The 25,977-nt window shown below is 64.0% G+C and carries 34 protein-coding genes; 21 read left to right on the top strand and 13 right to left on the bottom strand.

All coding sequences use genetic code 11. The annotated features are described in order from the left end of the window. Positions 1–489, top strand: coding sequence for an SRPBCC family protein (locus AB0H22_RS16245; protein WP_358147498.1), 489 nt, complete (start codon positions 1–3; stop codon positions 487–489). Here AB0H22_RS16245 and AB0H22_RS16240 read toward each other — a convergent pair. Further along, positions 486–956 carry a ferritin-like domain-containing protein gene (locus tag AB0H22_RS16240; RefSeq protein ID WP_180748012.1) on the bottom strand — a complete coding sequence of 157 codons (471 nt, stop codon included), beginning with the start codon at positions 954–956 and terminating at the stop codon, positions 486–488. The genes AB0H22_RS16245 and AB0H22_RS16240 overlap by 4 nt on opposite strands. After that, a complete protein-coding gene (locus AB0H22_RS16235; RefSeq protein ID WP_180748011.1) occupies positions 953–1,423 on the bottom strand; it encodes a hypothetical protein in 471 nt (156 codons plus the stop codon). The genes AB0H22_RS16240 and AB0H22_RS16235 overlap by 4 nt, the downstream gene beginning before the upstream one ends. Before the next feature lie 140 nt (positions 1,424–1,563). Between AB0H22_RS16235 and rimP the strand changes: the two genes are divergently transcribed. From rimP to AB0H22_RS16185, 10 genes are all read left to right on the top strand, one after another. Further along, complete coding sequence (gene rimP, locus AB0H22_RS16230) at positions 1,564–2,091, top strand: ribosome maturation factor RimP (protein WP_180748010.1); 528 nt, start codon at positions 1,564–1,566, stop codon at positions 2,089–2,091. Then, the gene (gene nusA / locus AB0H22_RS16225; protein ID WP_180748009.1) at positions 2,088–3,083 is read left to right on the top strand and encodes a transcription termination factor NusA; all 996 of its coding nucleotides are present in this window, start codon (positions 2,088–2,090) and stop codon (positions 3,081–3,083) included. The genes rimP and nusA overlap by 4 nt, the downstream gene beginning before the upstream one ends. Before the next feature lie 80 nt (positions 3,084–3,163). Continuing rightward, on the top strand, positions 3,164–3,592 hold the full coding sequence (locus tag AB0H22_RS16220) for an Rrf2 family transcriptional regulator (RefSeq protein ID WP_358147233.1): 429 nt from the start codon (positions 3,164–3,166) through the stop codon (positions 3,590–3,592). Beyond that, complete coding sequence (locus tag AB0H22_RS16215) at positions 3,593–4,783, top strand: globin domain-containing protein (RefSeq protein ID WP_180748007.1); 1,191 nt, start codon at positions 3,593–3,595, stop codon at positions 4,781–4,783. A gap of 44 nt (positions 4,784–4,827) precedes the next feature. Continuing rightward, positions 4,828–5,208, top strand: a complete 381-nt coding sequence (locus AB0H22_RS16210; RefSeq protein ID WP_180749626.1) for a hypothetical protein — start codon at positions 4,828–4,830, stop codon at positions 5,206–5,208. Positions 5,209–5,306: 98 nt separating this feature from the next. Further along, positions 5,307–5,612 carry a YlxR family protein gene (locus AB0H22_RS16205; RefSeq protein WP_180749625.1) on the top strand — a complete coding sequence of 102 codons (306 nt, stop codon included), beginning with the start codon at positions 5,307–5,309 and terminating at the stop codon, positions 5,610–5,612. A gap of 88 nt (positions 5,613–5,700) precedes the next feature. Then, positions 5,701–8,454 carry a translation initiation factor IF-2 gene (gene infB, locus AB0H22_RS16200; protein WP_180748006.1) on the top strand — a complete coding sequence of 918 codons (2,754 nt, stop codon included), beginning with the start codon at positions 5,701–5,703 and terminating at the stop codon, positions 8,452–8,454. A gap of 2 nt (positions 8,455–8,456) precedes the next feature. Beyond that, complete coding sequence (gene rbfA, locus AB0H22_RS16195) at positions 8,457–8,933, top strand: 30S ribosome-binding factor RbfA (RefSeq protein ID WP_180748005.1); 477 nt, start codon at positions 8,457–8,459, stop codon at positions 8,931–8,933. Then, positions 8,914–9,909 carry a bifunctional oligoribonuclease/PAP phosphatase NrnA gene (locus AB0H22_RS16190; protein WP_180748004.1) on the top strand — a complete coding sequence of 332 codons (996 nt, stop codon included), beginning with the start codon at positions 8,914–8,916 and terminating at the stop codon, positions 9,907–9,909. Before rbfA ends, AB0H22_RS16190 begins: the two co-directional genes overlap by 20 nt. Continuing rightward, a complete protein-coding gene (locus AB0H22_RS16185) occupies positions 9,902–11,236 on the top strand; it encodes an MATE family efflux transporter (RefSeq protein WP_358147230.1) in 1,335 nt (444 codons plus the stop codon). Before AB0H22_RS16190 ends, AB0H22_RS16185 begins: the two co-directional genes overlap by 8 nt. Here the strand turns inward: AB0H22_RS16185 and AB0H22_RS16180 are convergent, their stop codons facing one another. After that, positions 11,237–11,614, bottom strand: a complete 378-nt coding sequence (locus AB0H22_RS16180) for a hypothetical protein (RefSeq protein WP_358147228.1) — start codon at positions 11,612–11,614, stop codon at positions 11,237–11,239. Positions 11,615–11,735: 121 nt separating this feature from the next. Here AB0H22_RS16180 and AB0H22_RS16175 point away from each other — a divergent pair, with 121 nt between their 5' ends. After that, positions 11,736–11,957, top strand: coding sequence for a hypothetical protein (locus tag AB0H22_RS16175; protein ID WP_358147227.1), 222 nt, complete (start codon positions 11,736–11,738; stop codon positions 11,955–11,957). A gap of 84 nt (positions 11,958–12,041) precedes the next feature. After that, positions 12,042–12,650, top strand: coding sequence for a GNAT family N-acetyltransferase (locus AB0H22_RS16170; RefSeq protein ID WP_180748001.1), 609 nt, complete (start codon positions 12,042–12,044; stop codon positions 12,648–12,650). A 12-nt stretch (positions 12,651–12,662) separates the two neighbouring features. On the opposite strand, the gene AB0H22_RS16165 is transcribed toward AB0H22_RS16170, so the two are convergent. From AB0H22_RS16165 to AB0H22_RS16155, 3 genes are read right to left on the bottom strand one after another with little or no spacing between them, the layout of a single operon-like run. Continuing rightward, entirely contained in the window at positions 12,663–13,421 is a 759-nt protein-coding gene (locus AB0H22_RS16165) for an enoyl-CoA hydratase (protein WP_180748000.1), read from the bottom strand. Then, positions 13,418–14,530 (bottom strand): acyl-CoA dehydrogenase family protein, encoded by a 1,113-nt coding sequence (locus AB0H22_RS16160; protein ID WP_358147224.1) that lies wholly within the window; start codon positions 14,528–14,530, stop codon positions 13,418–13,420. Before AB0H22_RS16160 ends, AB0H22_RS16165 begins: the two co-directional genes overlap by 4 nt. Then, positions 14,527–15,768, bottom strand: coding sequence for an acyl-CoA dehydrogenase family protein (locus AB0H22_RS16155; protein ID WP_180747998.1), 1,242 nt, complete (start codon positions 15,766–15,768; stop codon positions 14,527–14,529). The genes AB0H22_RS16160 and AB0H22_RS16155 overlap by 4 nt, the downstream gene beginning before the upstream one ends. Before the next feature lie 81 nt (positions 15,769–15,849). On the opposite strand from AB0H22_RS16155, the gene AB0H22_RS16150 reads away from it, so the two are divergent. Then, on the top strand, positions 15,850–16,125 hold the full coding sequence (locus AB0H22_RS16150; RefSeq protein WP_180747997.1) for a DUF2277 domain-containing protein: 276 nt from the start codon (positions 15,850–15,852) through the stop codon (positions 16,123–16,125). Here the strand turns inward: AB0H22_RS16150 and AB0H22_RS16145 are convergent. Further along, positions 16,122–16,730 (bottom strand): DUF3558 family protein, encoded by a 609-nt coding sequence (locus tag AB0H22_RS16145; RefSeq protein WP_358147222.1) that lies wholly within the window; start codon positions 16,728–16,730, stop codon positions 16,122–16,124. The two genes, AB0H22_RS16150 and AB0H22_RS16145, sit on opposite strands and share 4 nt — an antisense overlap. A 119-nt stretch (positions 16,731–16,849) precedes the next feature. Between AB0H22_RS16145 and AB0H22_RS16140 the strand changes: the two genes are divergently transcribed. From AB0H22_RS16140 to truB, 4 genes are read left to right on the top strand one after another with little or no spacing between them, the layout of a single operon-like run. Next, positions 16,850–17,326, top strand: a complete 477-nt coding sequence (locus AB0H22_RS16140) for a carboxymuconolactone decarboxylase family protein (RefSeq protein ID WP_358147220.1) — start codon at positions 16,850–16,852, stop codon at positions 17,324–17,326. Between the two features lie 13 nt (positions 17,327–17,339). Continuing rightward, complete coding sequence (locus AB0H22_RS16135; protein ID WP_180747994.1) at positions 17,340–18,293, top strand: metallophosphoesterase; 954 nt, start codon at positions 17,340–17,342, stop codon at positions 18,291–18,293. Between the two features lie 37 nt (positions 18,294–18,330). After that, positions 18,331–18,972, top strand: coding sequence for a 4'-phosphopantetheinyl transferase (locus AB0H22_RS16130; RefSeq protein WP_358147495.1), 642 nt, complete (start codon positions 18,331–18,333; stop codon positions 18,970–18,972). Further along, positions 18,969–19,865 carry a tRNA pseudouridine(55) synthase TruB gene (truB, locus tag AB0H22_RS16125; RefSeq protein ID WP_358147219.1) on the top strand — a complete coding sequence of 299 codons (897 nt, stop codon included), beginning with the start codon at positions 18,969–18,971 and terminating at the stop codon, positions 19,863–19,865. The genes AB0H22_RS16130 and truB overlap by 4 nt, the downstream gene beginning before the upstream one ends. 3 nt (positions 19,866–19,868) lie before the next feature. On the opposite strand, the gene AB0H22_RS16120 is transcribed toward truB, so the two are convergent. The 6 genes from AB0H22_RS16120 to AB0H22_RS16095 form a co-directional block, all read right to left on the bottom strand. After that, entirely contained in the window at positions 19,869–20,603 is a 735-nt protein-coding gene (locus AB0H22_RS16120; RefSeq protein ID WP_358147218.1) for a hypothetical protein, read from the bottom strand. Next, on the bottom strand, positions 20,600–21,913 hold the full coding sequence (locus AB0H22_RS16115) for a polymorphic toxin type 37 domain-containing protein (RefSeq protein WP_358147217.1): 1,314 nt from the start codon (positions 21,911–21,913) through the stop codon (positions 20,600–20,602). The genes AB0H22_RS16120 and AB0H22_RS16115 overlap by 4 nt, the downstream gene beginning before the upstream one ends. A 1-nt stretch (position 21,914) precedes the next feature. Then, a complete protein-coding gene (locus AB0H22_RS16110) occupies positions 21,915–22,226 on the bottom strand; it encodes a WXG100 family type VII secretion target (RefSeq protein ID WP_180747991.1) in 312 nt (103 codons plus the stop codon). 3 nt (positions 22,227–22,229) lie between these two features. Then, a complete protein-coding gene (locus tag AB0H22_RS16105; protein ID WP_180747990.1) occupies positions 22,230–22,547 on the bottom strand; it encodes a WXG100 family type VII secretion target in 318 nt (105 codons plus the stop codon). A gap of 109 nt (positions 22,548–22,656) precedes the next feature. After that, positions 22,657–23,223, bottom strand: coding sequence for a DUF4262 domain-containing protein (locus AB0H22_RS16100; RefSeq protein ID WP_180747989.1), 567 nt, complete (start codon positions 23,221–23,223; stop codon positions 22,657–22,659). 1 nt (position 23,224) lies between these two features. Beyond that, positions 23,225–23,947: a metal-dependent transcriptional regulator gene (locus AB0H22_RS16095; RefSeq protein ID WP_358147216.1), complete on the bottom strand. Its 723-nt coding sequence runs from the start codon at positions 23,945–23,947 to the stop codon at positions 23,225–23,227. A 93-nt stretch (positions 23,948–24,040) separates the two neighbouring features. Here AB0H22_RS16095 and AB0H22_RS16090 point away from each other — a divergent pair, with 93 nt between their 5' ends. From AB0H22_RS16090 to AB0H22_RS16080, 3 genes are all read left to right on the top strand, one after another. Continuing rightward, the gene (locus tag AB0H22_RS16090) at positions 24,041–25,003 is read left to right on the top strand and encodes a bifunctional riboflavin kinase/FAD synthetase (RefSeq protein WP_180747987.1); all 963 of its coding nucleotides are present in this window, start codon (positions 24,041–24,043) and stop codon (positions 25,001–25,003) included. 93 nt (positions 25,004–25,096) lie between these two features. Then, complete coding sequence (gene rpsO, locus AB0H22_RS16085; protein WP_078287840.1) at positions 25,097–25,366, top strand: 30S ribosomal protein S15; 270 nt, start codon at positions 25,097–25,099, stop codon at positions 25,364–25,366. 68 nt (positions 25,367–25,434) lie between these two features. Next, a complete protein-coding gene (locus AB0H22_RS16080; protein WP_180747986.1) occupies positions 25,435–25,893 on the top strand; it encodes a hypothetical protein in 459 nt (152 codons plus the stop codon). The last annotated feature ends 84 nt before the right edge of the window (positions 25,894–25,977 follow it).

Below are 25,977 nucleotides of genomic sequence, written 5' to 3'. Positions count from 1 at the left end.
ATCGACATGCCGTCTTTTAAGCTCGCCCCGCTAGTTGAAAGCGACTTCAACTCAAGCGATTTCGTGTATACCTTCTCTGCGCCGCTGGCTAAGGATGCGGCGACGGTGTGGGCTGAACTCAATGGTGAAAGTCCGCTGCACTGGTGCAAGGCCATCAAGAAGATCAGCTGGACCTCACCGGAGCCGCGCGGTGTCGGTTCGACCCGGACGGCGCAGCTGGTCGTCCCCGGGACGACGTTGTACGAGCGGTTCATCCTCTGGGAGGAGAGCCCCGAGCGGTACCGCAACGCCTTCACCGTCGAGACGACGACGTTCCCCGGGACCAAGCGGTTCGGCGAGTACTACGAGGTGGTGGGCACCGCGACCGGATCGCTGTTCACCTGGAGCTTCTTCATCGACCCATCGCTCGGTCTCACTCAGTACCTCAGGCCGGTCATCCGGCGTGGGCTGGCCGGATTGATGACCGACACCCAGAAGCACTTCGCCTAGGTTTCTGACCCTCCCGGGAATGGGACACTCGCCGGCGTGATGTCGGCGGTAACCCGCCACCGTGCCGCGCGAATTGCGCTCTCGGTCAGCATCCGCGCCGCGAATCCGCGGTCATCGCCGTTGCTGGCCTGTTCAGCGACGGCCCGCCAGGAGGTCGCGGTGTCGGTCTCGACCTGCAAGGCCAACTTGGTGGCGCCGGCCGGGGTGTTCACCGGGAACGGGATTTTGTAGCCGGCGGCGGCCACGGGTGCAGCGACCGCACGACCGTGCAGCTTGGCGATGCACTCCTCGCGACACTGGCGGTGTTCGATGATGGATTCGGTTACCAGCCAATTGTTATCGGGCAGTGAATGCGCCGAGACCAGGCCGTAGGCGTAGATGGCCGCGTGCTCGTTGGCAAGGGCATTGGCCAGCGCGGTGTCCTCGGCCGACGTGGCCGGCTGCGGAGTGGGTTCGGTCGAAGTCATGGCAGATCAACCTCTGCGGCCGAGGCGCAGGCGGCACTGATCGACGCGAGCAGCCCGGCGCGGTACCCGCTGTATTTGGTTGCCAGGTCCAGCGCGGCGCGCGACGAGTCCTTGAGTTGGGCCTTGAGCTGATCGACCTGTGGCGGCGGGGCCGATGACGTGGTCGTGCTGCTGGAAGCCCTGGTGGTTGTGGTCGCGCCGGGGATGCGGTCGAGTTCCTTGGACAGCGCGGCGCCGTGCGCGCGGCGGATCGCCGCGACGGCCGTCAGTGCGGGCGCGAGCTCAGCGTTAACGGCGGCCGCTGAGGTTGCCGAGGCCGTGTCGCGCTGCGCGAGGTCGATCTGGGTCAGCAGGCCGTCCACCTCGGGTTTGGTATCCGGTGTCTGCTGGCACGCGGCGGCCAGCACGGTGACGCCCAGTGCGGCGCCTCCGATCAACACGTCGCGGCGCGACAGGCTTCTGGGCATCCGCCCATCCTGCCAGTGCACGCGGTTGCGGCATGACAGCCCTCGCCGGGCGTAAGGTGGAGTGCTGGTCAGGATGATCGTCCGACTAATGTGAGCAAGCCGAACGCCCGATAACTCAAGATGAGGAGCCGCAAAACGCCATGGGGCTGCCATCCGATGACCAGGTGATCGAGCTGCTTGCTGCCGAGTTCACCCGGTCCGGCGTCGAGATCGAAAGTGTCTCCGTCGATGAAGAAACCGTTCCCGCCCGCATCACGGTGGTGGTCGACTCGGATTCTCCGGTGGACCTGGACGCCGTCGCCGCACTGAGCCGCACCGCATCGGCATTGTTGGACGAGATGGACACCGGCTCGGAGGTTTACGAGCTGCAGGTCACCACGCCGGGTGTCGACCGACCGCTGACCACTCCTGCCCACTTCCGACGTGCACACACGAGGCTGGCGGAGATTCGCCTTACCGATGGTGAGGATCTGCTGGGGCGCATCGGCGTGACGAACGAGGACGGGGTGCAGGTGGTGCTGCGTAAACCCGTCAAGGGCACCGGCTGGACCGTGCGTGATCTTGCGTTCTCCGATATCGAGAGCGCGGTAGTGCAGGTGGAGTTCAAAACGCCCAACCCGCAAGAACTCAAACTGGCCGGGGCAGCCGAAACTGGAGGTGGCGCATGAACATCGATCCCGCAGCAGTAAGCCTGATGGCCGCCGATAAGGGCATCACGGTCGACGAGGCGATTGACATCATCAAGACGGCGCTGCTGACCGCCTACCGGCATACCGACGGTCATGAGCCCAACGCGCGTATCGAACTCGACCGCAAGACGGGTGTGGTTCGCGTGATGGCCCGTGAGACCGACGAAGACGGCAACCTCATCACCGAGTGGGACGCCACGCCTGAGGGATTCGGCCGTATCGCGGCCACCACCGCGCGGCAGGTGTTCCAGCAAGGTGTGCGCGACGCGGAGAACGAGCACAAGTTCGGCGAATTCTCCACGCGTGAGGGCGAGATCGTCAGTGGCGTGATCCAGCGCGACGCTCGAGCTAACGCCCGTGGGCTTGTCGTGGTTCGGATGGGCAGTGAGACGAAGGGATCCGAAGGGGTCATCCCGTCGGCCGAGCAGGTGCCGGGGGAGGAATATCACCACGGAGACCGGTTGCGCTGCTATGTCGTTGGCGTATCCCGGGGTGCGCGCGAGCCGTTGATCACCCTGTCGCGTACGCACCCGAATCTGGTGCGCAAGCTGTTTTCACTTGAAGTACCGGAGATCAACGACGGCTCGGTAGAGATCATCGCGGTCGCCCGTGAGGCGGGGCACCGATCCAAGATTGCGGTGGCGTCAAAGGTTCCCGGACTCAACGCCAAGGGCGCCTGTATCGGTCCCATGGGTCAGCGCGTGCGCAATGTGATGAGCGAGCTGGCCGCCGAAAAGATCGACATCATCGATTACGACCCAGACCCCTCGCGGTTCGTCGCCAATGCGCTCTCGCCGGCGAAGGTGGTATCGGTATCGGTCATCGATGAGGTGGGCAAGGCCGCCCGCGTCATCGTCCCCGACTTTCAATTGTCCCTGGCGATAGGCAAAGAAGGGCAGAACGCCCGGCTTGCCGCGCGACTCACCGGATGGCGTATCGACATCAGGAGTGACGCAGACCCCGAAAGTTAGCACCGATTAACGCGGGGTAAGCCACAGATACTGACCAAAGTCCCTATCGGCACATAACTTGTATCTCATATACAAGTTATGTGCAGCTGACGCGATTCACCGATCTGGGCTTGCGCATCGTCATGCGCCTGGCCGTCGAGGGGCCGGGCGCTCAGGCACGCACTGATGACCTGGCCACACAGCTGTGTGTGTCGTATGCCCATTCCACCAAAGTCGTTGCCCGACTTGTGGCATTGGGGACCGTCGAGTCCGCACGCGGACGGCACGGGGGAATCTGCATCACACCCGTCGGGCTGCAGCAGCGAGTAGGCGAGCTGGCGCGACAGCTGGAGGGTGGGGGCGAGGTCGTCGACTGCGACGGGGCCAACCCCTGTCCGCTGCGGCAGGGCTGTCGGCTGCGTGCCGCGCTGCGTACGGCGCAGGAATCGTTCTACATGAGCCTGGATCAGTGGACGGTCGCTGAAATCGCCCGTCCGGCAGTGCATCCGAAAATAGAAAGGAACAGTTAAGTGATATCAGCAGAGTCGCTAGCCGTGATTCGTCAAACCCTCCCCGCGGTGGCGGGTGCGATCAACGAGATCACACCCCTCTTCTACTCGAAGATGTTCGCCGCACACCCGGAGCTGCTCCGCGATCTGTTCAACCGTGGAAACCAGGCGGCGGGGGAGCAGCCGAAGGCGCTCGCCGCGTCGATTGCGTCATTCGCCGTTGCGGTGCTGGAAGGCAATGCCGGCCAATATGATTCAGTGCTCGATCGCATCGCCCATAAGCACGTCTCACTGGGGATCGTCGCCGCGCAGTATCCGATTGTGTATGAGCATCTGTTCGCCGCGATTGCGGAGGTGCTGGGGGATGCGGTGACCGAGGAGGTCGCCGTCGCATGGACCGAGTTTTACTGGGCGATGGCCGACCAGTTGATAGCCCGCGAGAAGGCGTTGTACGACGCCGCGGGGGTGGCGCCGGGTGACGTGTGGCTGCAGGCCGCCGTGGTGCGCCGTCGGCTGGAATCGGCAGATGTGGCCACATTCGAATTACGTGGGTTATCGGCCGGATTACCCAGTTTCCTACCCGGACAGTACATATCGATCCAGGTGGCGTTGCCGGATGGAGCGCGGCAGATCCGGCAGTACAGTTTGTCGCGTGGCGCCCACCCGGGTGACTGGCGTATTGCTGTCAAGCGGATCAACGCGGGTGACACCCCGGCCGGTGAGGTGTCGAACTTCATCTACGACAACGTCTTCGAGGGTCAGCAGCTGCGGGTCTCGGTACCGATGGGCGAGTTCACGCTCGACGATTCGACGGACCCGTTGGTTCTGGTGTCGGCGGGTATCGGATGTACGCCGATCATGGGGATGCTGCAAGAGCTGGTCGCTACGCAGTCGTCGCGGGAGGTGGTGGTTCTGCACGCGGATCAGTCGGCGGCGGCGCACGCCTACCGACACGAGCTGGCAGATCTCGTCGGCCGACTGCCCGCCGGGCGGCTGCACACGTGGTACGAACGGGCGCATGTGGATTATCCGGCGGACGGTGTTGGGCGTATGAACTTGGATCGGCTTCCCCTCGACCAGTCCTCCACGGTGTTCGTGTGCGGTCCGCGGCTGTTCATGTCGGCCATCAACGAGGATCTGGTGTCCCTGGGTATCCCGCAGGAGCGCATTAACCACGAGCTGTTCGGACCGTTGGCCGAAGCAGTGGCGTGACACACGCGGGGGCAGCGGTGGCCCTGGCCGCATTCTGGCTGGGCATGGTGGTGGCGATCTCCTTTATGGAGGCGCCGCTGAAGTTCCGTGCGCCGGGAATGACGATTCAGCTGGGGCTCGCGATAGGCCGCCCGGTGTTTCGGGCTTTGAACACGGTCGAGTGTCTGCTCGCGGCGGCGCTGATCGCGCTTCTGGTCATCGGGCGACCCTCGATCGTGTCGGAGGTGGCCGTTGCTGGTGCCTGTGCATGTCTGGCGGTTCAGCTTCTGGTGGTGCGGCCGGTGATCGTCAAGAGGTCTGATGCGATACGGGCGGGCGATGATTATCAGGGCCGCACCCGTGGACATCTGTGGTACGTGGGGCTGGAGTGCCTGAAGGTGTTGGCGTTGATTTGTGTGGTCACGACCATGTTGACCGTGGTCTGAGGGGCTTCTCTGGCCATCCCCGCTGATGTGGTGTGGGGCGATTCTTAAATCAGGTGCTGCGGACGGTAGACTAAACCGTGATCCAGCGCGAGACTTCGGTGTTCGCGCATTCCCGCACCGGTCAGCCGGTGCGGACATGCGTGGGATGCCGGAAGCGAGAGCTGGCCGTAGATCTGCTTCGTGTGGTTGCTGTGTGTGCTTCGGATGGTCGAGACGTTGTCGTCGACATCCAGCGCAGACTGCCCGGCCGCGGTGCGTGGTTGCACCCGTCGGCACAGTGTTATCACCTTGCGGTAAAGCGGCGAGCATTCGTGCGAGCGCTCCGGATCGCCGGAAACCCGGATACGAACGCGGTCTTCGAACATGTTGAGCAATACCAAGAGATTGGCAACGACAAACAATGAGCACACCGTGAAGCGTCGATGATGATCGTCCATCACAGCTAACACGAGGCACGGCGCCTGAAGCCGCTGCCTCGCAGACAGGAGAGCAGTGGCAGGCAAGGCCCGGGTACACGAGTTAGCTAAAGAACTCGGTGTGACCAGTAAAGAAGTTCTCGCCCGACTGAGTGATCAGGGCGAATTCGTTAAGTCCGCATCCTCGACGGTGGAAGCCCCCGTCGCGCGGCGTCTTCGTGAGGCATTCGGTGGTGGCGATAAGCCCGCCGCCGCCGGATCCAATGGTGCGGCCGCAGAGACTGCGGCACCCGCCAAGACGTCCACTCCCAAGCCCGCGGCCCCCAAGCCCGCGCCGAAGAAGGTTGCTGAGCCCGTTGTTGAGGCTCCCGCGCCGGAGACACCCCCGGCGCCTCCGGCTGCCCCAAGCCCCAAGCCGGAAGTCCCATCCCGGCCCGAAGCAGAAGCCGAAGCCCCCGCTCCGGCCGCCCCGCGGCCCGGCGGCGCGACGCCCGGGCCCAAGCCTGGCGCTCCGCGGGTGCCGCGCGTCGGCAACAACCCGTTCTCCTCGGTACAGCCGACCGAGCGGCCGATCCCACGTCCACAGGCACCCCGCCCGGGCGCCCCGCGTCCCGGTGGCGCGTCCCCGAGCAACATGCCGCCCCGTCCGTCTCCCGGATCGATGGGCCCGCGCCCGCCGCGTCCCGCTGGTCCGGGTGGCGGTCGTCCCGGTGGTCCCGGAGGTGGTCGTCCCGGTGGTCCGGGTGGCGGTCGTCCCGGTGGTCCCGGTGGTGGCGGCGGTAACTACCGCGGCGGTGGTGCCAGTACCGGCGCACCGGCCGGTGGTCCTCCGGGTGCCGCAGGTGCCGGTGGCTTCCGCGGTCGCCCCGGTGGCGGCGGTGGCGGCGGTGGCCGTCCCGGTCAGCGCGGTGGTGCGGCAGGTGCGTTCGGTCGTCCCGGCGGTGCCCCGAAGCGGGGTCGTAAGTCGAAGCGGGCGAAACGCGCCGAGTACGAGAACATGCAGGCGCCGGTTGTCGGTGGCGTTCGGTTGCCGCACGGCAACGGTGAGACCATCCGGCTTGCCCGCGGTGCCTCGCTGAGCGATTTCGCCGAGAAGATCGACGCCAACCCGGCATCGCTGGTGCAGGCCCTGTTCAACCTCGGCGAGATGGTGACCGCCACCCAGTCTGTGGGTGACGAGACCCTGGAGCTGCTGGGCGGCGAGATGAACTACGTCGTGCAGGTCGTTTCGCCTGAGGACGAGGATCGCGAGCTGCTGGAATCCTTCGACCTCACCTACGGCGAGGACGAAGGCGGCGAAGAGGATCTGCAGACCAGGCCGCCGGTGGTGACCGTCATGGGTCACGTCGACCACGGTAAGACCCGCCTGCTGGACACCATCCGTAAGGCCAACGTCCGCGAGGGCGAGGCAGGTGGCATCACCCAGCACATCGGTGCCTACCAGGTGACCGTCGAGCACGACGGCAACGAGCGTCCCATCACCTTCATCGACACCCCCGGCCACGAGGCGTTCACCGCCATGCGTGCCCGCGGTGCCAAGGCCACCGATATCGCGATCGTGGTGGTGGCTGCCGATGACGGTGTGATGCCGCAGACGGTCGAGGCCATCAACCATGCCCAGGCGGCCGATGTGCCGATTGTGGTGGCGGTCAACAAGATCGATAAGGAAGGCGCCGATCCGACGAAGGTCCGCAGCCAGCTCACCGAATACGGACTGGTGGCAGAGGACTTCGGTGGCGAGACGATGTTCGTCGACATCTCGGCCCGAGCCGGCACCAATATCGAGCAGCTGCTCGAGGCCGTGCTGCTGACCGCCGATGCCGCCTTGGATCTGCGGGCCAACCCGAATATGGAAGCCCAGGGTGTGGCGATCGAAGCCCATCTGGACCGTGGTCGTGGCCCAGTGGCCACCGTCCTGATCACCCGCGGCACGCTGCGGGTTGGTGACTCGGTGGTTGCCGGCGATGCGTACGGTCGCGTGCGGCGCATGGTCGACGAGCATGGCGACGATGTCGAAGAGGCGCTGCCCTCGCGTCCTGTCCAGGTCATCGGTTTCACCTCGGTGCCCGGCGCAGGCGACAACCTGCTCGTTGTTGATGAGGACCGCATCGCCCGGCAGATCGCGGATCGGCGCAGCGCGCGCAAGCGCAACGCACTGGCCGCACGCAGCCGCAAGCGGATCAGCCTGGACGATCTGGACGCCGCGCTGAAGGAAACCAGTCAGCTGAACCTGATCCTCAAGGGCGACAACGCCGGTACGGTCGAGGCTCTGGAAGAGGCACTGCTCGGTATTGCCATCGACGACGAGGTGCAGCTGCGCGTCATCGACCGCGGTGTCGGTGGTGTCACCGAGACCAACGTCAACCTGGCCTCGGCCTCGGATGCCATCATCATCGGCTTCAATGTGCGGGCCGAGGGCAAGGCGACCGAGCTGGCCAACCGCGAGGGTGTGGACATCCGCTACTACTCGGTGATCTACCAGGCCATCGACGAGATCGAGAGCGCGCTCAAGGGCATGCTCAAGCCGGTCTACGAAGAGGTGGAGCTCGGCCGTGCCGAGATCCGTGCCATCTTCCGCTCGTCGAAGGTCGGCAATATCGCCGGTTGCCTCGTGCAGTCGGGCATCCTCCGGCGTAACGCCAAGGCTCGGCTGTTGCGTGACAACGTCGTGGTGGCCGAGACAGTCACCATCTCTTCGCTCAAGCGTGAGAAGGATGACGTCACCGAGGTTCGTGACGGTTACGAGTGCGGTCTCACCTTGACGTACAACGACATCAAGGAAGGCGACGTCATCGAGGCGTACGAGCTCCGTGAAAAGGAACGCGTCTAGATATGGCTGATCCCGCCCGCGCACGCAGGCTGGCCAAGCGGATTGGGGCCATCGTCGCCTCGGCGATCGAGTACGAGATCAAAGACCCGAGGCTGACGATGGTCACGGTCACCGATACCCGGGTGACCAACGATCTGCACGATGCGACCGTGTACTACACCGTGATCGGGCAGACTCTCTCCGACGAGCCGGATTATCCCGGCGCGGCGGCGGCGCTAGAGAAAGCGAAGGGTGTGCTCCGAACGAAGGTTGGTGCCGGTACGGGGGTGCGCTTCACGCCCACCCTGGCATTCGTCCTCGACACGTTGACGGATTCGGCCCGGCATATGGAGGAGCTGTTGGAGCGCGCGCGTGTGGCTGACGCCGCACTCGCCGAGGTCCGGCAGGGAGCTCTACATGCCGGTGATGCCGATCCTTACAAGGCATCCTCGGACGAGGACCCCGCATCTGACGAGGACGATGAGCGCCGTCCCGATTGAGACGGGTGCGGTGGGGGCACGCGTAGACGCAGAGGGCGCGGTGGCGCTCCTGATTAAGGCCAAGACGGTCGTGATCATCTGCCATGTGCACCCCGACGCCGACACGGTGGGCAGCGGGCTGGCACTCGGACAGGTGCTGGTGGCCAAGGGGGTTGACGTCCAGGTGAGTTTCGGGGCACCGGCGGCCCCTCCGGAGTCACTCGGCACCCTGCCGGGCGCAGAACTTTTGGTGCCCCCGCATGAGTTGTGCACGGATCCAGATCTGGTGGTCACGGTCGACTGCCCGAGCGTGCGGCGGCTGGGACGACTGGGCGAGCTGGTCGACGGGACCGCACCGGTGCTGGTTATCGACCACCACGCGTCCAATGAGCTCTTCGGTACGGCGAATTATCTTGATATCAAGGCCGATTCGACGACGATGATGGTGGCCCGGCTGCTCGACGCCTGGGGGGTGGGCATCACCCCCGAGATTGCGCATTGCCTGTACGCCGGTCTGGTCACCGACAGCGGGTCTTTCCGCTGGGCCACCGCGGAAGGCCACCGGCTGGCGGCCCGGCTGCTGGACTTGGGTGCCGACGGCGTGAACATCACCCGCACGCTCATGGATTCGCATCCGTTCGTGTGGCTGCCTATCTTGTCGCGTGTGCTGGGCACCGCCCAGCTGATTCCTGAGGCTGTTCGGGGTGCGGGACTGGTCTATGCCGTTGTCACCCATGACGTCTGGTCCTCCGCGCGGGCCGAGGAGGTCGAGTCGATCGTCGACATCGTGCGCGCCACCACCGAGGCCGAGGTGGCGGTGGTGTTCAAGGAGATCGAGCCCGAGCATTGGTCGGTGTCGATGCGTGCCAAGTCCGCGGTGGATCTGTCGGCAGTAGCGGCAACCTTCGGCGGCGGCGGACACCGGCTGGCCGCCGGGTTCTCGGCCACCGGTCCCATCGACGAGTTAGTGGCGGCGCTGGTTCGCGCCCTTGACTGATGTGGGCGATGCTGCCGCGCCGTCTGGGCTAAGGCGCCGAATCGTTGCTTTGGCGTTGCCCGCGCTGGGAGTTTTGGCGGCCGAACCGCTGTACTTACTTTTCGATATCGCCATGGTGGGCCGCCTGGGTGCGGTGCCCTTGGCGGGTTTGGTCGTTGGGGGACTGGTGCTTTCGCTGGTCGGCACGCAGCTGACCTTCCTTTCGTACGGCACCACGGCCCGTGCGGCACGACTGTTCGGCTCCGGTGATCGTGCCGGGGCGGTGCATGAGGGCGTGCAGGCAACCTGGCTGGCGCTGCTGATCGGAGCCGCCCTGACGCTCATCGTGAACGCGGTGGCCGCACCGGTGGTGCGGGCCATCGCCGCGGCACCCGATGTGGCTGCTCAAGGACTGACGTGGTTGCGTATCGCCATCTTTGCGGCACCGGCCATCCTGGTGTCACTGGCCGGGAACGGCTGGATGCGCGGTGTGCAGAACACGGTCCGGCCGTTGCGGTACGTGATTGTCGGCTTTGCGGTTTCGGCCGTGCTGTGTCCGGTGCTGGTTTATGGGTTACTCGGGATGCCTCGCATGGAATTGGCGGGGTCGGCGGTGGCCAACCTGGTGGGGCAGTGGCTGGCCGCGATCCTCTTCCTACGTGCCCTGTACTCCGAACGCGTTCGGCTGCGCATGGACCCGCCCGTGCTGCGCGCGCAGCTGGTGCTGGCCCGCGATCTGTTGGTGCGCAGTCTGGCCTTTCAGGCCTGCTTCATCAGCGCCGCGGCGGTGGCCGCACGATTTGGTGCGGCGGCGCTGGCGGCGCATCAGGTGGTCCTGCAGGTGTGGAGTCTCCTTGCGCTGGTACTCGATTCACTCGCCATCGCGGCGCAGACTCTCGTCGGCTCCGCGCTGGGAGCGGGCCGGGTAGCGGAGGCCAAGTCGGTGGCTTGGCGGGTGACGGCCTTCTCGCTGGGGTTCGCGGTGGTGTTGGCAGCACTTTTTGCTGTCGGTGCGCCTGTACTTCCGGGTCTGTTCACTTCCGATGTGACGGTGCTGCACGAGATGTACGTGCCGTGGTGGTTCCTGGTGTGCCAGTTGCCGATTTCCGGTCTCGTTTTCGCTCTCGACGGTGTGCTGTTGGGGGCCGCAGACGCCCGGTTCATGCGCAACGCCACCATGGTCAGCGCCTTGTGCGGATTCTTGCCACTGGTGTGGTTGTCGCTCGTCTTCGGGTGGGGTCTTACCGGAATTTGGTCCGGGCTCACCCTTTTCCTGATACTGCGGCTGGTGTTGGTCGGCTGGCGCGCGCTGTCGGGCCGCTGGGCCGTTCTGGGGCCCGGCCACTGATCAGTGCGCCGCCGGCGGGTACTGGGGATGCTGCGGCTGCGGGTAGGGATATCCAGCGGTTGACGGCGGGTATCCCGCTGGCGGGTAGCCCTGGTAGGCCGGGGGTTGCGCGGCCAAGCGACGAATCTGCTTGATCTGCCCCATGTTTCCGAATATCGCGATCCAGTTCATGACGAGGATGGACAGAAAGCTCCACCACCCGGCCGCCAGATTGTGGATCTGCGCGTCGCTGTATGCGGTCTCGCATTGCTCCAGCGTCCCGGTGATCGTGTAGGACCGGGTACTGAACATGATCAGCATCCCGGTGTGCTTGGTCAGCCGGACCTGAAAGTACCTGGGTGGCGGCGCCGCGGCAGGGTACTGCTGTGGATAAGACATGATTCCTCCCCTGATCGTGTGACGCCATCCGATGATATCGGGGTTTGCTCAACAGTCGGCTATGTGATCCAGGTCACGTGCGGAGTACTCTGGGAAACGCTGGATGAGGAGGTGTTTCGAAATGAACCTTGATCGATTTGCCGTGTGGACCGGCTACTTCCTTGGGCTGATGTCGGTCACGATCACCGCGTTGGGGCTGGCGGCATTGGCGGCCGGACGTCACGGATGGGGAATGGCCGCGGCGATCGCCTTACTGGTCACCGCGGGCCTCGGATTCGCAGTGGTAGGCGGCACAGTGCATCACGACCACAAGATCCATAAGGAGACGCCGCACTTGATGTAGGGGTAGGGCTGCTGTCTCAGAAACGCTTCGTAGAATACGGCTTGCCTAAGTTGGGCCTATTGATCGAACGGAGCCTCTTGGCAGATGAACACCCCTACCGGTTACCGCATCGCTAGAGAGAACACCGATGTGGCAGTCGAGGTCATCGAGGCCGGGGCGCCACCGCTGCCGTCGTTCGACGGCACCCGGTATGCGATGCGTGTGGTCGACCCCGCAGGATCAGACCCGGACATGCTCAGCGAGTGGTTCGCGCGCCCGCATCTGTTGGAAACCTGGGAGCAACGATGGTCGGCTGCACGCTGGCATGAGGACGCTTCTTATCGACTGGCCGGCCATTACTCCTTGCCCTGCATCCTGTCGGTTGACGGGGCCGAGATCGGCTACGTCGAGATGTACCGCGCCGCGCGCGACGAGATCTCCCGGATCTACCCGTCGCATCCGCACGACACCGGCTTCCACATAGCCACGGCGGCCGCCGAGTATCTGGGCCGCGGCGTCATCTCCGAGTGGATCCGATTGCTGCCGTTCGCCGTGTTCGCCGCCGATCCCGATTGCCGACGGATGATGGCCGAACCGGCGGCCGGTAATCCGCCGATCCACAAGGTGCTCGCCCGCCTTGAGTGGACTGCCTTGGGCGAGTTCGATATCCGGCCGGACCGTCGGATCGCGTTGTACCGCTTCGACCGTCCTTAGGTCTGCCAGGGTCTAAGCGTTTTGGCTGCGCCCGCGTTCCATGATGGCGGCGCGTCGCGCCTCCACACCCTCGGCGATGGAGTTCTGGGCGATCCACCGGTGGGCGTCATCGAGGGCCACCTGCAGGCCGTTGCCGATGACCTCGGACTCGATGCGACGGTAAGAGGCTAGGAGCTCGCGTACCGCGGACTGGTTGTTCCCGGCGATCGTCGCGGCGAGCCTCTTAGCGGCAGGCAGCAGCTCCTCGTGCGCAACCACCTCGGTGACCAGACCGGCGCGCAGCGCATCCTCGGCCGACAGGTAGTCGCCGGTAAGGCTCATGCGCCGTGCCAGCCCGCGCCCCACCGAGAGCGGCAGCAGTGTGGTCAGCCCCCAGGTGGGCAGGATACCCACGCGCGCATGGGTATCGGCAAAACGTGCCTTCTCCGAGGCGATCAGGATGTCGCAGGCCAACGCCAGCTCCAGGCCGCCGGTGACGGCGGCGCCGTTGATGGCGCCAATGACGGGCTTGGACAGCTCGGGCCACCACGGGTCCAAGGTGTCGGCACGGTCACCGCTGCCCAGCTCCTTGAGGTCGACGCCCGCGCAGAACACCGGGTCGGCGGCGGTCAGGATCATCACGTCGACATCGTCGTCGACATCGGCGGCGGTGACGGCTTTTACGATCTCCTCGCCCAGTGCCTTGCTGAGCGCGTTGCGGGCCTGTGGGCGGTTCAGCGTGATGGTGCAGATCCGGTCTTCGGTCTGCGTCAACAGAATTTGTTCGGTCATGCGTCGATAACCTCCTTGGCGATACGTTCGGCGTGGACGGCACGGCCCCCGAAGAGTGCCGAATTGCTGACGGCCCGTTTGTAATACAGGTGGGCTGGATGCTCCCAGGTGAATCCGATGCCACCGTGGCTCTGGATGGCCTTCGCGGTCACCTCGACGGTACCCGCGGACGCTACCTGCTGAGCGATGCTGGTGGCCAGCGCGGGATCGTCAAGGCTCGGGTCGTCATGTGACCAGGCCGCGTGGTAGGCGGCGCCGCGCACGTTCCCGGCCGCCGCGGCCATGTCGGCAAGGCGGTGCTTGACGGCTTGGAACGACCCGATGGTTCTCCCGAACTGGATACGAGACTTGGCGTATTCGGTTGTCACATCCAGCATGTAGGCGGCGATACCGGCCTGTTCGGCCGCCAGTACGGTGGCTGCGACGTCGAGTGCCTTACCGACTGTGTCAGCGCCCTGGCCCTGTTCGCCGATCAAGCGCGCGGGAGCGGAGTCGAAGTGGATATTGGCCTGACGACGGGTCAGGTCCAGGGTGGCCAGTGCATGCCGGTCGACACCCAATGCGTTCCCGTCGACCGCGAAAAGGCTTGGACCGGAGTCGGTATCGGCCAGCACCAGGATCACGTCGGCAGTGGCGCCATCCGGCACATGCTCGGTGTCGCCCGTGAGCTTCCACCCGTCCGCATCGGATTCCGCGGATACCGTGATCGCGTCGGCCAACCGCGTGCGGCCACCCGCGAGAGTGATCGTCTTGTCGCCGGAAGCCAGCGCGGGCACCAACTCGACGAGGGCGTTGTCGTCGCCGCTGGCCGCCAACGCGGTGGCGCCCAGGGCCGCGCTGGATATCCACGGCAAGCAGGCCAGTGCGCGTCCCAGTTCCTCTGCCACGATGGATAATTCGATAACGCCCAGACCGCCCCCGCCGTATTCTTCGGGCAGGCTCAGGCCGACCACACCCAGCTCGGAGCCCAGCGCACGCCAGGCGTCCAGGTCGACGGTGCCGGCATCGACGATCTCGCGTACGTGCTCGGGTGTCCAGACACGTTCGCACCAGCTGCGAACCAGTCCGCGTAGATCGCCATGTTCTTCGGTGAACTCGAATTCATTCATCCTCGAGGCACGTCCTTCCAGGCCTTGTCGGTATCGACCCGGATATCGCCGGGCAATCCGAGGACGCGCTCTCCGATGATGTTGCGCATCACGTCGGAGGTGCCGCCCTCGATGGTGTTGGCCTTGGACCGCAGGAAGGCCCACATGGTGTCGGCACGGCGGTCGTCTTCGACGACGCGTCGCATGTCGTACGAGGCGTAGAGAGTCGCCTCAATGCCCAGCAGTTCGACGCAGAAGTCGTAGATCTGCTGATTGAGCTCTGCGCCCATCAGCTTGCCGATCGATCCCTCCGGACCCATGGGCCTGTCGCCCTGGGCGGCGATGCGCATCTGGGTGCCGTAGCGGTTTCCCTCCGAGCGCACGAACAGATTCGTCAGCTTGGCCCGCAGCTCGGGGGTGTGCAGGTCGGGGCGCTGCTTCCACAGATTCAGGGCGTTGCCGATCGATCCGCCGCCGCGGCCGTGGTCGAATGCGCCGCCCAGCGCGCTGCGCTCGTTCATGAGGGTCGTCATCGATACCCGCCAGCCGTCGCCCTCATTGCCCAGGCGGTGTGCGTCCGGGATCCGGACATCGGTGAGGTACACCTCGTTGAACTCGGCGTCACCGGTCATCTGGCGCAGCGGACGGACCTCGACGCCGGGATCGGTCATATCGACCACGAAATAGGTCAGGCCGCGGTGCTTGGGCACCTCGGGATTACTTCGGGCCACCAGGAGTGCCCAGCGTGCCTGGTGGGCACCCGAGGTCCATACCTTCTGGCCGTTGATGACCCAGTCGTCGCCGTCGCGCACCGCGCGGGTGGCCAGGCCCGCCAGATCGGAACCGGCGCCCGGCTCGCTGAACAGCTGACACCACAGCTCTTCACCGGTGAACAGCGGGCGCAGAATCCGTTGGGTCAGTTCGGGCTGTCCGTGTGCGAGCACCGTGGGTGCCGCCATGCCGTAACCAATTACGTTGATGAACAGGGGGTCTGGCATGCCTGCCGCGCGCAGGATGGTGTCGGAGACGGCCTGGAGGGAGGGTGGGGCGTCGAGTCCGCCCAGGCCGACCGGGAACTGGACCCAGGCCAGGCCCGCGTCATAGACGGCGCCCAGCAGTTCGGTGACCGATGTGGAGGCAGGGGGATGTTTGGCGAGAACCTCGTGCGCGGCGGCGGCGATCCGGTCGCGTTGCGATGAACTGCTTGCGTGAAGAGCGTTGGATCCCGCGCTAGACGGCTCCGATGACGTCACTGGCATGAATTACGTATACACGCGTAGGTGAACTAACCGGTGGGTGGGGCACAGTCGGATCGGCATCGTCAGGCCTATCGTCGAAGCATGTGCAGGAACATCACCGAACTACGCGGGCTGGAACCTGCGGCGACCGACCAGGAGATCGAGGCGGCGGCGCGGCAATACATCCGCAAGATCAGCGGTATTCAGAAGACCTCCGATGTCAACCGGGAAGCGTTCGAGCATGCGGTGGCGGAGGTGACGGCCACGACGATGCGACTGTTGGGCCTATTGCCTGCGCGCCGTCAGCCACCTAGGACGGTGCCCCCGCTGCGGCGTCCCGAGGTGCTGGCGCGGTTGGCGGAGCGCGGCCAGAGCTAGAACTTGTAAGAGGGCGCGAGAATGTTGGCGACCCGGCGGTTTTCCACGAGGCAGCCGGGGCCGTCGGGGGAGTACTTCGCTGATGCGTAGTACAGAGACTGCTGGACCACGCCATAACTCGTCTTGAAGGTGATCATGCAAGACACCCACCACTGGTTGTTCCAGTCGGTCGGCTTCATGATGTTGTACTCCGCCGCGCGGTGACCCTGAATCGTCGTCTCCACGGCGTCCGCGGGCAGCGAGTCGTCATACGTGCGCCACACGATCGCCTCTACGGCAATTTGGTAGTTGTTGCGCGAGTCGTACCGGCAGCGCAGCCCCTCTTCGGGGGAGGGCGGTGTCTGGTCCAGCGCGGCCGCAGCGATGACCGAGCCGGGGATCTCGTAGCAGGGGTCAAAGGGGCGCGGGTCGGTGGTGGCGACAACTGGCCATTTGATCGTCGTCGTGGCGCCGTTCGTCATGGGCGCGGTGGAGAACCGCAGCTGAACCGGTGCGCTGGTGGCGTGTTCCGCCGGTTCGGTGTGCCACACGACGAGGCCGCTCAGTAGCAGCGCCATGATGGCGGTGCCCAATCCAACTCGGGTCAGGCCTACCCGTAGGGCCATGCGAAGTCACCTCAATCTGGTCGGCCGCGGTGGCCGAAGTCTAGCCGTGCCCGTCGTCACCTCATTACGGAACTTTCAAAACACTAGAACACGTTCTAGTCCGGGAGTATCGTGACGCTATGGCACGAATTGGGAATTATGCGGACGATGATGTCGCCGGCTGGCTGATGGCTTCACCCGAAATGACGCCCGGCTTCGCAGGGTTTTCGGATGCCGTCTACAACCGCAGCCGGCTTCCCATCGGGGTTCGAGAGCTCGCACGCATGGCGGTGGCCTTCGCGAACGAATGCACGGTTTGTCAGAACACTCGCTTCGTCCAGAGCGGGGAGCTGGACGCCGACTTCTACGCGGACGCCGACCAGTGGCGCACCTCGCCGCGGTATAGCGAGGCCGAACGGCTGGCCGCCGAGTTCGCACATCGCTTCGCCACCGATCACACCGGGCTGCGCGAGGACGACGAGTTCTGGGAGCGGGCACGTCAACACTTCGATGACGGGCTGCTGACCGACCTTGCGCTGTCCTGTGCGTTCTGGCTTGGAAGCGGGCGCGCGCTGCGGGTTCTCGATGTTGGTCAGAGTTGCACGCTAACCCTGTAGGTACATTGGCCGGATGACGCAGGAACGGGAGCCCACTTTGTGGGCGATCAGCGACCTGCATGTCGGGCAGTCGGCCAACAAGTCCGTTCTCGAAGAACTGCATCCGGCCTCACCGGAGGACTGGTTGATCGTCGCCGGGGATGTGGCAGAGAAGACTGACGACATCCGCGCGGCGTTGGATCTGTTGCGCCGCCGGTTCGCCAAGGTCATCTGGGTGCCGGGGAACCACGAGCTGTGGACCACGGCGCGCGACCCGATGCAGATCTTCGGGCAATCCCGCTACGACTACCTGGTCAACATGTGCGACGAGATGGGCATCGTCACACCCGAGCATCCGTATCCGGTGTGGGTAGAGCAGGGTGGACCGGCGACTATCGTGCCGATGTTCGTGTTGTACGACTACACATTTCTGCCGGAGGGGGCCAATTCCAAGGCCGAGGGTCTGAAGATAGCCCGGGACCGCAATGTGGTGGCCACCGACGAGTTCCTGCTCTCCAGTGAGCCTTTCGCGACGCGTGATGCCTGGTGCCGGGATCGGTTGCGGTACACAAGGAAGCGGCTGGAAGATCTGGACTGGATGACTCCGACCGTCCTGGTGAATCACTTTCCGCTGGTGCGTGAACCCTGCGACGCATTGTTCTATCCGGAATTCTCGCTGTGGTGCGGGTCCACCGCGACCGCCGACTGGCACACCCGCTACAACGCGGTGTGTTCGGTGTACGGACATCTACACATTCCGCGGACCACCTGGTACGACGAGGTGCGGTTCGAGGAGGTGTCGGTTGGTTACCCACGGGAATGGGCGCAGCGCAAACCGTATTCGTGGTTACGGCAGATCCTGCCCGATCCGCACTATCCGCCCGGCTACCTCAACGAATTCGGGGGCCATTTCGAGATCACCGAGCAGATGAGAGTGACGGCCAAGCGATTCCGTGAACGGCTTGCCAAGGAGCGTGCCAGTGACTGATGAGCGTCTTGCGCGAAGAGACAGCAGTACTGATCAGTTGATTGCGTCGGTGGTTCCCGATGTGCTGTCCTCGGCGGAGCTGTACGACGACCCACCCGGTTTGGTGCCGCTGCCCGAAGAGGAGCCGCTGATCGCCAAATCGGTGGCCAAGCGTCGCAACGAGTTCATCACCGTGCGGTACTGCGCGCGGCAGGCCCTGGCCGTCTTGGGGGTCCCCGAAGCTCCGATTCTCAAGGGTGACAAGGGGCAACCGCTCTGGCCCAGTGGGGTCGTGGGCAGCATGACGCACACCGAGGGATTCCGCGGTGCCGTGGTGGGACGCGTGGGGGAGGTGCGGTCGGTGGGTATCGACGCCGAACCGCACGATGTGCTTCCGAAAGGGGTGCTCAAGTCAATCGCCCTGCCGGTCGAGCGTGACGAGCTCGCCGCGTTGCCCGATGGCACGCACTGGGACCGGTTGTTGTTCTGCGCCAAGGAAACCACGTACAAGGCCTGGTTCCCGCTGACCGCACGCTGGCTTGGCTTCGAAGACGCGCACATTACGCTGGACCCGGATGGGACCTTCACATCGCGAATCCTGGTGGACGGCACGGCCAACGACGGCAGCGTGCTGTCGACGTTCGATGGGCGATGGATCATCGACAAGGGCCTGATTTTGACCGCGATCGTGGTGCCGTGACGGATCCGTTGAGCCGCGCGGGGCTGGTGATCGTGGATAAGCCCGCCGGGATGACGAGCCATGACGTGGTATCGCGCTGCCGCAGGCTGTTTTCCACTCGCAAGGTGGGGCATGCAGGCACCCTCGATCCGATGGCGACGGGGGTGCTGGTGATCGGCATCGAACGTGCCACCAAGATCATGGGACTGCTGACGTTGACCACCAAGTCGTATGCGGCAACGATTCGGTTCGGGCAGAACACCAGCACCGATGATGCCGAAGGTGAGGTGTTGCAGACTATTTCGGCCTCACAGGTGACCGATGCGGATATCGAGACGGCAGTGGCGGCGTTGCGTGGGGACATCGAGCAGGTGCCATCCTCGGTGAGTGCAATCAAGGTCGACGGACAGCGCGCGTACAAGTTGGCGCGGGAAGGGCAGACCGTCGAGTTGGCGGCGCGGCCCGTGCGTGTCTCGCGGTTCGACGTGTTGGCGGCGCGGAGACCGGGGGATGGGTTTGTCGATGTGGACGTGGCGGTGGACTGCTCCTCCGGGACATATATTCGAGCGTTGGCTCGCGATGCGGGGGCCACGCTGGGCGTGGGCGGGCATCTGACGGCGTTGCGGCGCACTAGAGTTGGTGATTTCAGGCTGGATCGGGCGCGCACACTCGACGAGTTGGCCGAGGGCGCGACGTTGACGCTGGATCTCGATAGCGCCTGTCTTGAGGGGTTCCCCCGACGCGATCTGGATGCGGCAGAGGTCGATTCGGTGCGCAATGGGCGGCCGTTGTCGGCCGCCGGTATCGGAGGCACCTACGCTGCGGTGGATTCCGAAAATCGGGTCATTGCGTTATTGGCGGACAAGGGTTCTCGCACGACATCGGTTGTGGTGCTGCGCCCGGCCAATCTGTAGCGACTACCCGAAGATCTCGTTGTGCCAGTAACGTTTGGGGTCGCTATACCAGGGGTCGAGGCGACTCGTGAAAAGAACTCGTAGCTCTTTTATGTCGATGTTGTATCTGCGATATAGGGCAACGAATTCGGCGGGGTCCCATTCCTCGCCTATGTCCGGGTTAACGGCGATGCGCAGTGTGGAACCCTGCCCTCGATAGGACTCAACACCAGGTATTCTGTTGAGCCACTGAAAGAATGCCTCTTCGTCGCCGTGGGAGTAGAAAGTGACGTCTCGTGCGGCGAGGTCTACCTTGCTATCGCTGGAACCGTCAGTGTTAGGCCAGACGTTTGTATGACTGTCGTAGGCTTCTCGAGCATCCCACTTGTGACTTTTGTCTTCCCAGGGGTCGATTTCTGCGCTTGACTGCAACTCATTGTCTGTCGGCCTCTGGCCGAAAACTTCGTTGTACCACCACCGATCTGGGTCACTGAACCAAGCTCCGAACCGCCCAGTGTTCAAGACCCGTAGTTCCCTCGGCTCAATGTCGTACCGACGAAAGAGCGCGACGAACTCACGTAAGTCGTCCTCATCGATGGAGTCAAGGCTTACGGTGATCACTTCCGTCCGCCCATGGCCTCCGGCGTACGACTGGACAGCGGCGATGCTGTCTAATCGGCCGAAGAATACAGCTTCGTCATTTTGGGAGCCGTAGCTAATGCCTGTCGCCTCGAGGGCTACCGTTTGTCCGTCGGTCATGGTTTTCCTCCGCTAGCTTCTGGCTCTGGTAGTGGCGGCCGAACATTGTCGTACGTGCCATCGGGATGTTGTACGTCCCAGTGCGGCCCACCGTGAGCGAGTCCTGGGCGCGGGCCGGTGGGAACCCAGACGTTTCCGTTGGCATCCTCCCAGCCGAAACCTTTGCCTCTAGGGTTCGGATTCGGTACCCACTTGGGGCCATCTTTCGGTGGTACGAAATCCCGTGGCAATGATCCCGCCGGATAGTCACCCGGATAGCCCGGCGCCTTGGCTCCGTTCTTGTCAAATGCGTCGTTGGGCGGCTTGCGGTTCGAGTAGACCGTCGTTTCGCCAGTAATCGTTGCGATCGATAATCCTATGATCGCGCCCAGACCCGCAGCGGTGATTGATCCCGCGCCAAAGGTGATGCCGCCCAATGTCGTAAGGAATGGGCGGATGCATGCCGCGAGCGCTGATGCACAGGCGTCTACCGCTGTGGCCGCGATCTCCGCGCCTCCTGCGGTAGCACGCCCGCGAGTGATGACGGCGATGGCGGCGATGGCGGCTATTCCAACACCGAGAGTGCTGGCGATTGCGAACTGCATATCTGATCGCAGCTGATTGAGCGCCGCGTAGTGGGCGGTCGTCGAGGTCGCGAGATCGCTTGCGGCCAGCTTGATTCTGCCCGCACTTGTGGAGAGCGTCGTGAGATGCTCGCTGAGGTTCGGGATATCTGGGGCATGAAAATTGCTCAATGCGTTAGCCGAGAGCCTGAGGTCGGATTCGCCCCTTGAGATCACGTCATTGTCGGCAAACGTCTTCCACGCCTTGGCCGCACGATCGAGCTTGTCTGTATCGCCGTCCGGGATCTCGCCGCCCGCTACCTGAGCAACGACCTTCTTATACAGGTCGGGCACATCCGACTCAAGACCTGGGCCATTGTGTTTTGACGATGCCACACCGACGACAACATCTGCCCCATAAGGTAATTCCGACGGGATTGTCCGAGGGCAGGCCGGGCCCGTTCCCTTGTTGGGATCGCGATTCGCTCGCCAGTCGGCGATTGCCCAGTTGTAGCCAGCCGCAATGAGAATGTCTCCCAAGCGTTGTAGCGCCCTGGCGTAATCAGTAGTCACCATCACGAGAGCGCCCGCACGTTCGTCGTAGCCGCTCGACCAAGCCATGACGGCCTGATAGCCGCCCGCCATTCCGCTGGTTTCCAGAGTCAGGACACGGGAAAGCGGCTTGAACGCGGCCTGGACGTCGGTCGAGAGCCTGTAGCAGGTTTCCGCGGCGGCGTAGTACGCGGCTGATTCAACAACGACGGCCACGTCATCCCCTCGTCATCCGAAGATTGGCTTCCTGGGCCTCCGAGTAGGCGCCGTGTGCTGTTCTAGCGGCCTCTTCCATCTGGTTCAGTCCTTCGACGAGCTCGCGTGCCGCATCTATCCACTGCTGATGCGCTTCCGTGTACGCAGCGGCGGCGGCGCCTGTCCACTGCCCGCTCTGCACCAGCTTCTGGACACGTGCTTCTAGCTGATCGAGATTCTCGGTGACGAACTCCTTGAATCCGCGAGCGCGCACGGTGACCTGATCAATGTGATCCAGATCGAACGAGAACTCTGACTCGATGTGAGCGGGCACAGCTCAGCCCCTCTGTGTTGAGTCGATCGACGATGCCGTCGAGACTTCCTGGGCCTGGAATGCCGCCGCGTTAGAGTCCAACGTAGAGGCGATATCAGCGAGTGCGTCCCACACTTTCGTTGCACCGTCTTGCATTTCGTCCCATCCGGACCGGTAGGAGTCGGCTGCGGTGCCCTTCCAGACACCGAACAACGCCTGAACCTCGCGATCCAGCGAAGTTGAACCCGATCTCATTTGGTCTGCAAGGCCGGCGGCGAACTTGCTGAGTGCACTGACTTCGTCGATTACCACCTGCAGCGGCGCGTCACCGGCTGATGTCATTACCTCGCCCCTCCCGGGATTCGACGTGATCTTTTGTAGATCTGACGCGGCTAGTCGTGATTCGGTTCCATCTTTTTGAAGATTGTTCAAACCCGCCCGAAACCGCAGCTCAGTCGCGGACCCACCGGCTCGGAGGATGAAGCTCTCTGGGCATCCACATCAGCGGCTGTCGGTCCGCAAAGTGCGGATCGAGTTCGGGATTCCCGGGGAAGCGCCCATCACCGTCGGGCCACAGAATCTGCAGATATCGCACATGGTTGGTCCGGTTGAACCACAGCCCGAACCCGAATTCGTTGTGATACCAACTCGGATCGACGGGGGACAGCTTCACCTGGTAGTCGTCGACGGCCGGCAGTGCGAGCACGTCACCAAACGTTTCGCCCACCTGCAGCCGGCGTCCGTCCTGTACCTGTTCGGCAACCGCATTCAAAGCGCGCTGCATCATCGCAACGTCGTTGACTCCGTAGATCGCCAGCTCGGGCGATCGCATGGTGTGCCACATCCCGACGGTGTATGCGAACGGTGGGCTCTCCTCCGACGAGGTCGGACCGATTCCCAGCGCGCTCCAGCCGTATTCGGTGACGCTGCCGATGATGCCGCGGTCGCTCTCGTTGTAATCACCGCGATCGCCGTAGTCGACGCACAGCAGGCACTCACACGTCGCGTTGCCGGCCATTTCAGTCGAGTACAACCCAAATTGATTGCGCTGCAGGGTTTCCCAACTCAAGCTTCTTTTCCCCGCGGCCACTGCCGTCGCCCTTGATCGATACCGAGATGGTTCCGGCGAAGTCACGCCGCTCGTCCACCGTCACCCGAGCGTCCAGTGCCACGCCTACAGTGTCGAAGTAGCGCAGCATCTCCGGATCGGCATCAGAGATTCGCGCCACCACACCGGCATCGCCGTTAGCGCAGTCAGACAGCTGGCGCGCCGGGGGGGTGGGCACCTGCCCGTCCGGCCCGGGAATGGGGTCGCCGTGCGGATCGCGTTGCGGATGACCAAGCTTCGCGTCAATCTTGGCCAGCAGAAGGTCGGAGACCGCATGCTCAAGCACCTCGGCCTCGTCGTGCACCTCGTCCCACCCGTATCCGAGTTCGTTGACCAGATACGTCTCCAGTAGTCGGTGCCGACGCACCATGAGCACGGCCGCTTTGCGGCCCTGGTTCGTCAACGTCACCGCGCCGTACTTTTCGTGATCAACCAGACCTTGATCGGCCAGCTTGCGGATCGACTCGGAGGCGGTGCTCGCCGACACGCCCATCGCCTCGGCCAACATTTTGGTGCTCACCTTTTCGCGTGACCACTCCTGCGCGGTCCAGATCACCTTGAGGTAGTCCTGGGCAACCGTCGTCAGGTCGGCATCGGAGGATCCGGCGGGCCGGTCGGATCGAGAGGGGCTCACGAAGCTCAGCCTAGTCAGCCTTGGATGAGCCGCCGGCGCGAAGACCGAAAGCCTGATCGGCCCTCTCATATCTTCCGAAGTAGGCTTCATGTCGTGCAACGCTGGCGCGGGCAAGACGAAATCCCGTCCGACTGGGGTCGGTGCGTGTTGACGATCGGCGTATTCGACGGTGTGCACCGAGGTCACGCCGAACTCATCGGGCGCGCGGTGAAGGCCGCACGCGAGCTCAACCTCAAGAGCGTCCTCATGACGTTCGACCCCCACCCCATGGAAGTGGTGCTTCCCGGCACCCATCCGGCACAGCTCACGACCCTTACCCGGCGCGCGGAGCTGGCCGAGGAATTGGGCGTTGACGTCTTCCTCGTGGTGCCCTTCACCCCCGAATTCATGAAGCTCTCACCCGATCGCTACGTGCATGAACTGCTGGTCGAGCGACTGCACGTTGCCGAGGTCGTGGTCGGGGACAACTTCACCTTCGGCAAGAAGGCGACCGGGAACGTCGCCATGCTCAAAAAGGCGGGGGATCGGTTCGGCTTCGCTGTCGACGCTGTGAAACTGCTCAGTGAACACGCCGTCACCTTCTCCTCGACGTACATCAGGTCCTGCGTCGACGCCGGTGACATGGTCGCTGCCACCGAGGCACTCGGACGTCCACACAGGGTCGAGGGTGTCGTGGTCCGTGGTGACGGCCGCGGCCGGGAACTGGGCTTTCCGACCGCCAACGTGGCGCCGCCGATGTTCGCCGCCATCCCGGCGGACGGGGTGTACGCGGCCTGGTTCACGCTGCTCGGACACGGTCCCACCATGGGCACCGTCGTTCCCGGTGAGCGGTATCAGGCAGCCGTCTCGGTGGGCAGCAACCCGACGTTCTCCGGCAAGGCACGTACCGTCGAGGCGTTCATCATGGACACCGCCGCGGACCTGTACGGCCAGCATGTGGCGGTCGATTTCGTGGCGCGGGTTCGCAGCATGGAGAAGTTCAACTCGGTGGATGAACTCGTGGACGAAATGGGCCGCGATGCCGAGAAGGCACGCACGATTTTGGCCCGGGGCTAGCCCGCCGGTACACTTCAACATCGGTGTGAGCTGCAGTTCGCGGTGGCCCGCCAGAAACATTCGACGCGAACCCCAGTGATGGAGAAGCTTGCCGTGGCATTGACTACCGAGCAGAAGAAAGAAATTCTCACCCAGTACGGGGTGCACGAGACCGACACCGGTTCTCCCGAGGCCCAGGTTGCGATGCTGACCAAGCGCATCGTCGATCTGACTGAACACCTCAAGACTCACAAGCACGACCACCACAGCCGTCGTGGTCTGCTGCTGCTGGTCGGCCGCCGTCGCCGCCTGCTCAAGTACATCGCGAAGGTCGATGTCGCGCGCTACCGCTCGCTGATCGAGCGCCTGGGTCTGCGCCGCTGACTTTGGTTTCTCCTCGACGATGCGGCAGCCCCGGATTCACGGCTGCCGCATCCATCGTTCTGGTTGTCGTGGGTGTTGGGCTGGTGTCGGCGTGTTCGGCAGCAGCCGCCACCGACGACCTGGTTGTCGGTGACTGTGTCAACCTCAGTGGTACTGACCAGCAGGCCAAGATCGTCAAAAAACCGTGCGGCAGTCCCCAGTCCAATTTTAAGGTCTTCGCCAAGACCGCAACGGATACGGACTGTCCCCGGGACGCCGACTCGTCCTATTACGCCAAGCGCGGATTCGGTCGTAAGAGTCAAGCCCTATGCCTGGACATCGACTGGGTGGTCGGCAGCTGTATGAACGTCCCCGACAAATGGGACGGCGATCCCGTACGCGTCGACTGCAACGACCGCAACGCGCAGAACAAGAAGCGTGCCACCCAGGTCCTGCAGGGAGTCTCGACGGCGGATGATTGCATGACCGCGCTCGGCTACCCGTACATCGACCGCAATTTCACCGTGTGTGTGGAGGAACTGCCCTGATCACGCTGCATGGCCGCAAACGCCGCAGGTGATAGGGTGTCGGGGTTGTCATGCTGGTCCCACCGGGTAACGGGCGGTCTTCGG

The sequence above is a fragment of the Mycobacterium sp. NPDC050853 genome (assembly GCF_040653875.1).
Taxonomy (GTDB): Bacteria; Actinomycetota; Actinomycetes; order Mycobacteriales; family Mycobacteriaceae; genus Mycobacterium.
The sequence above is the reverse complement of the archived record's forward strand: the minus strand, read 5'-3'. Positions and strand labels throughout refer to the sequence as shown.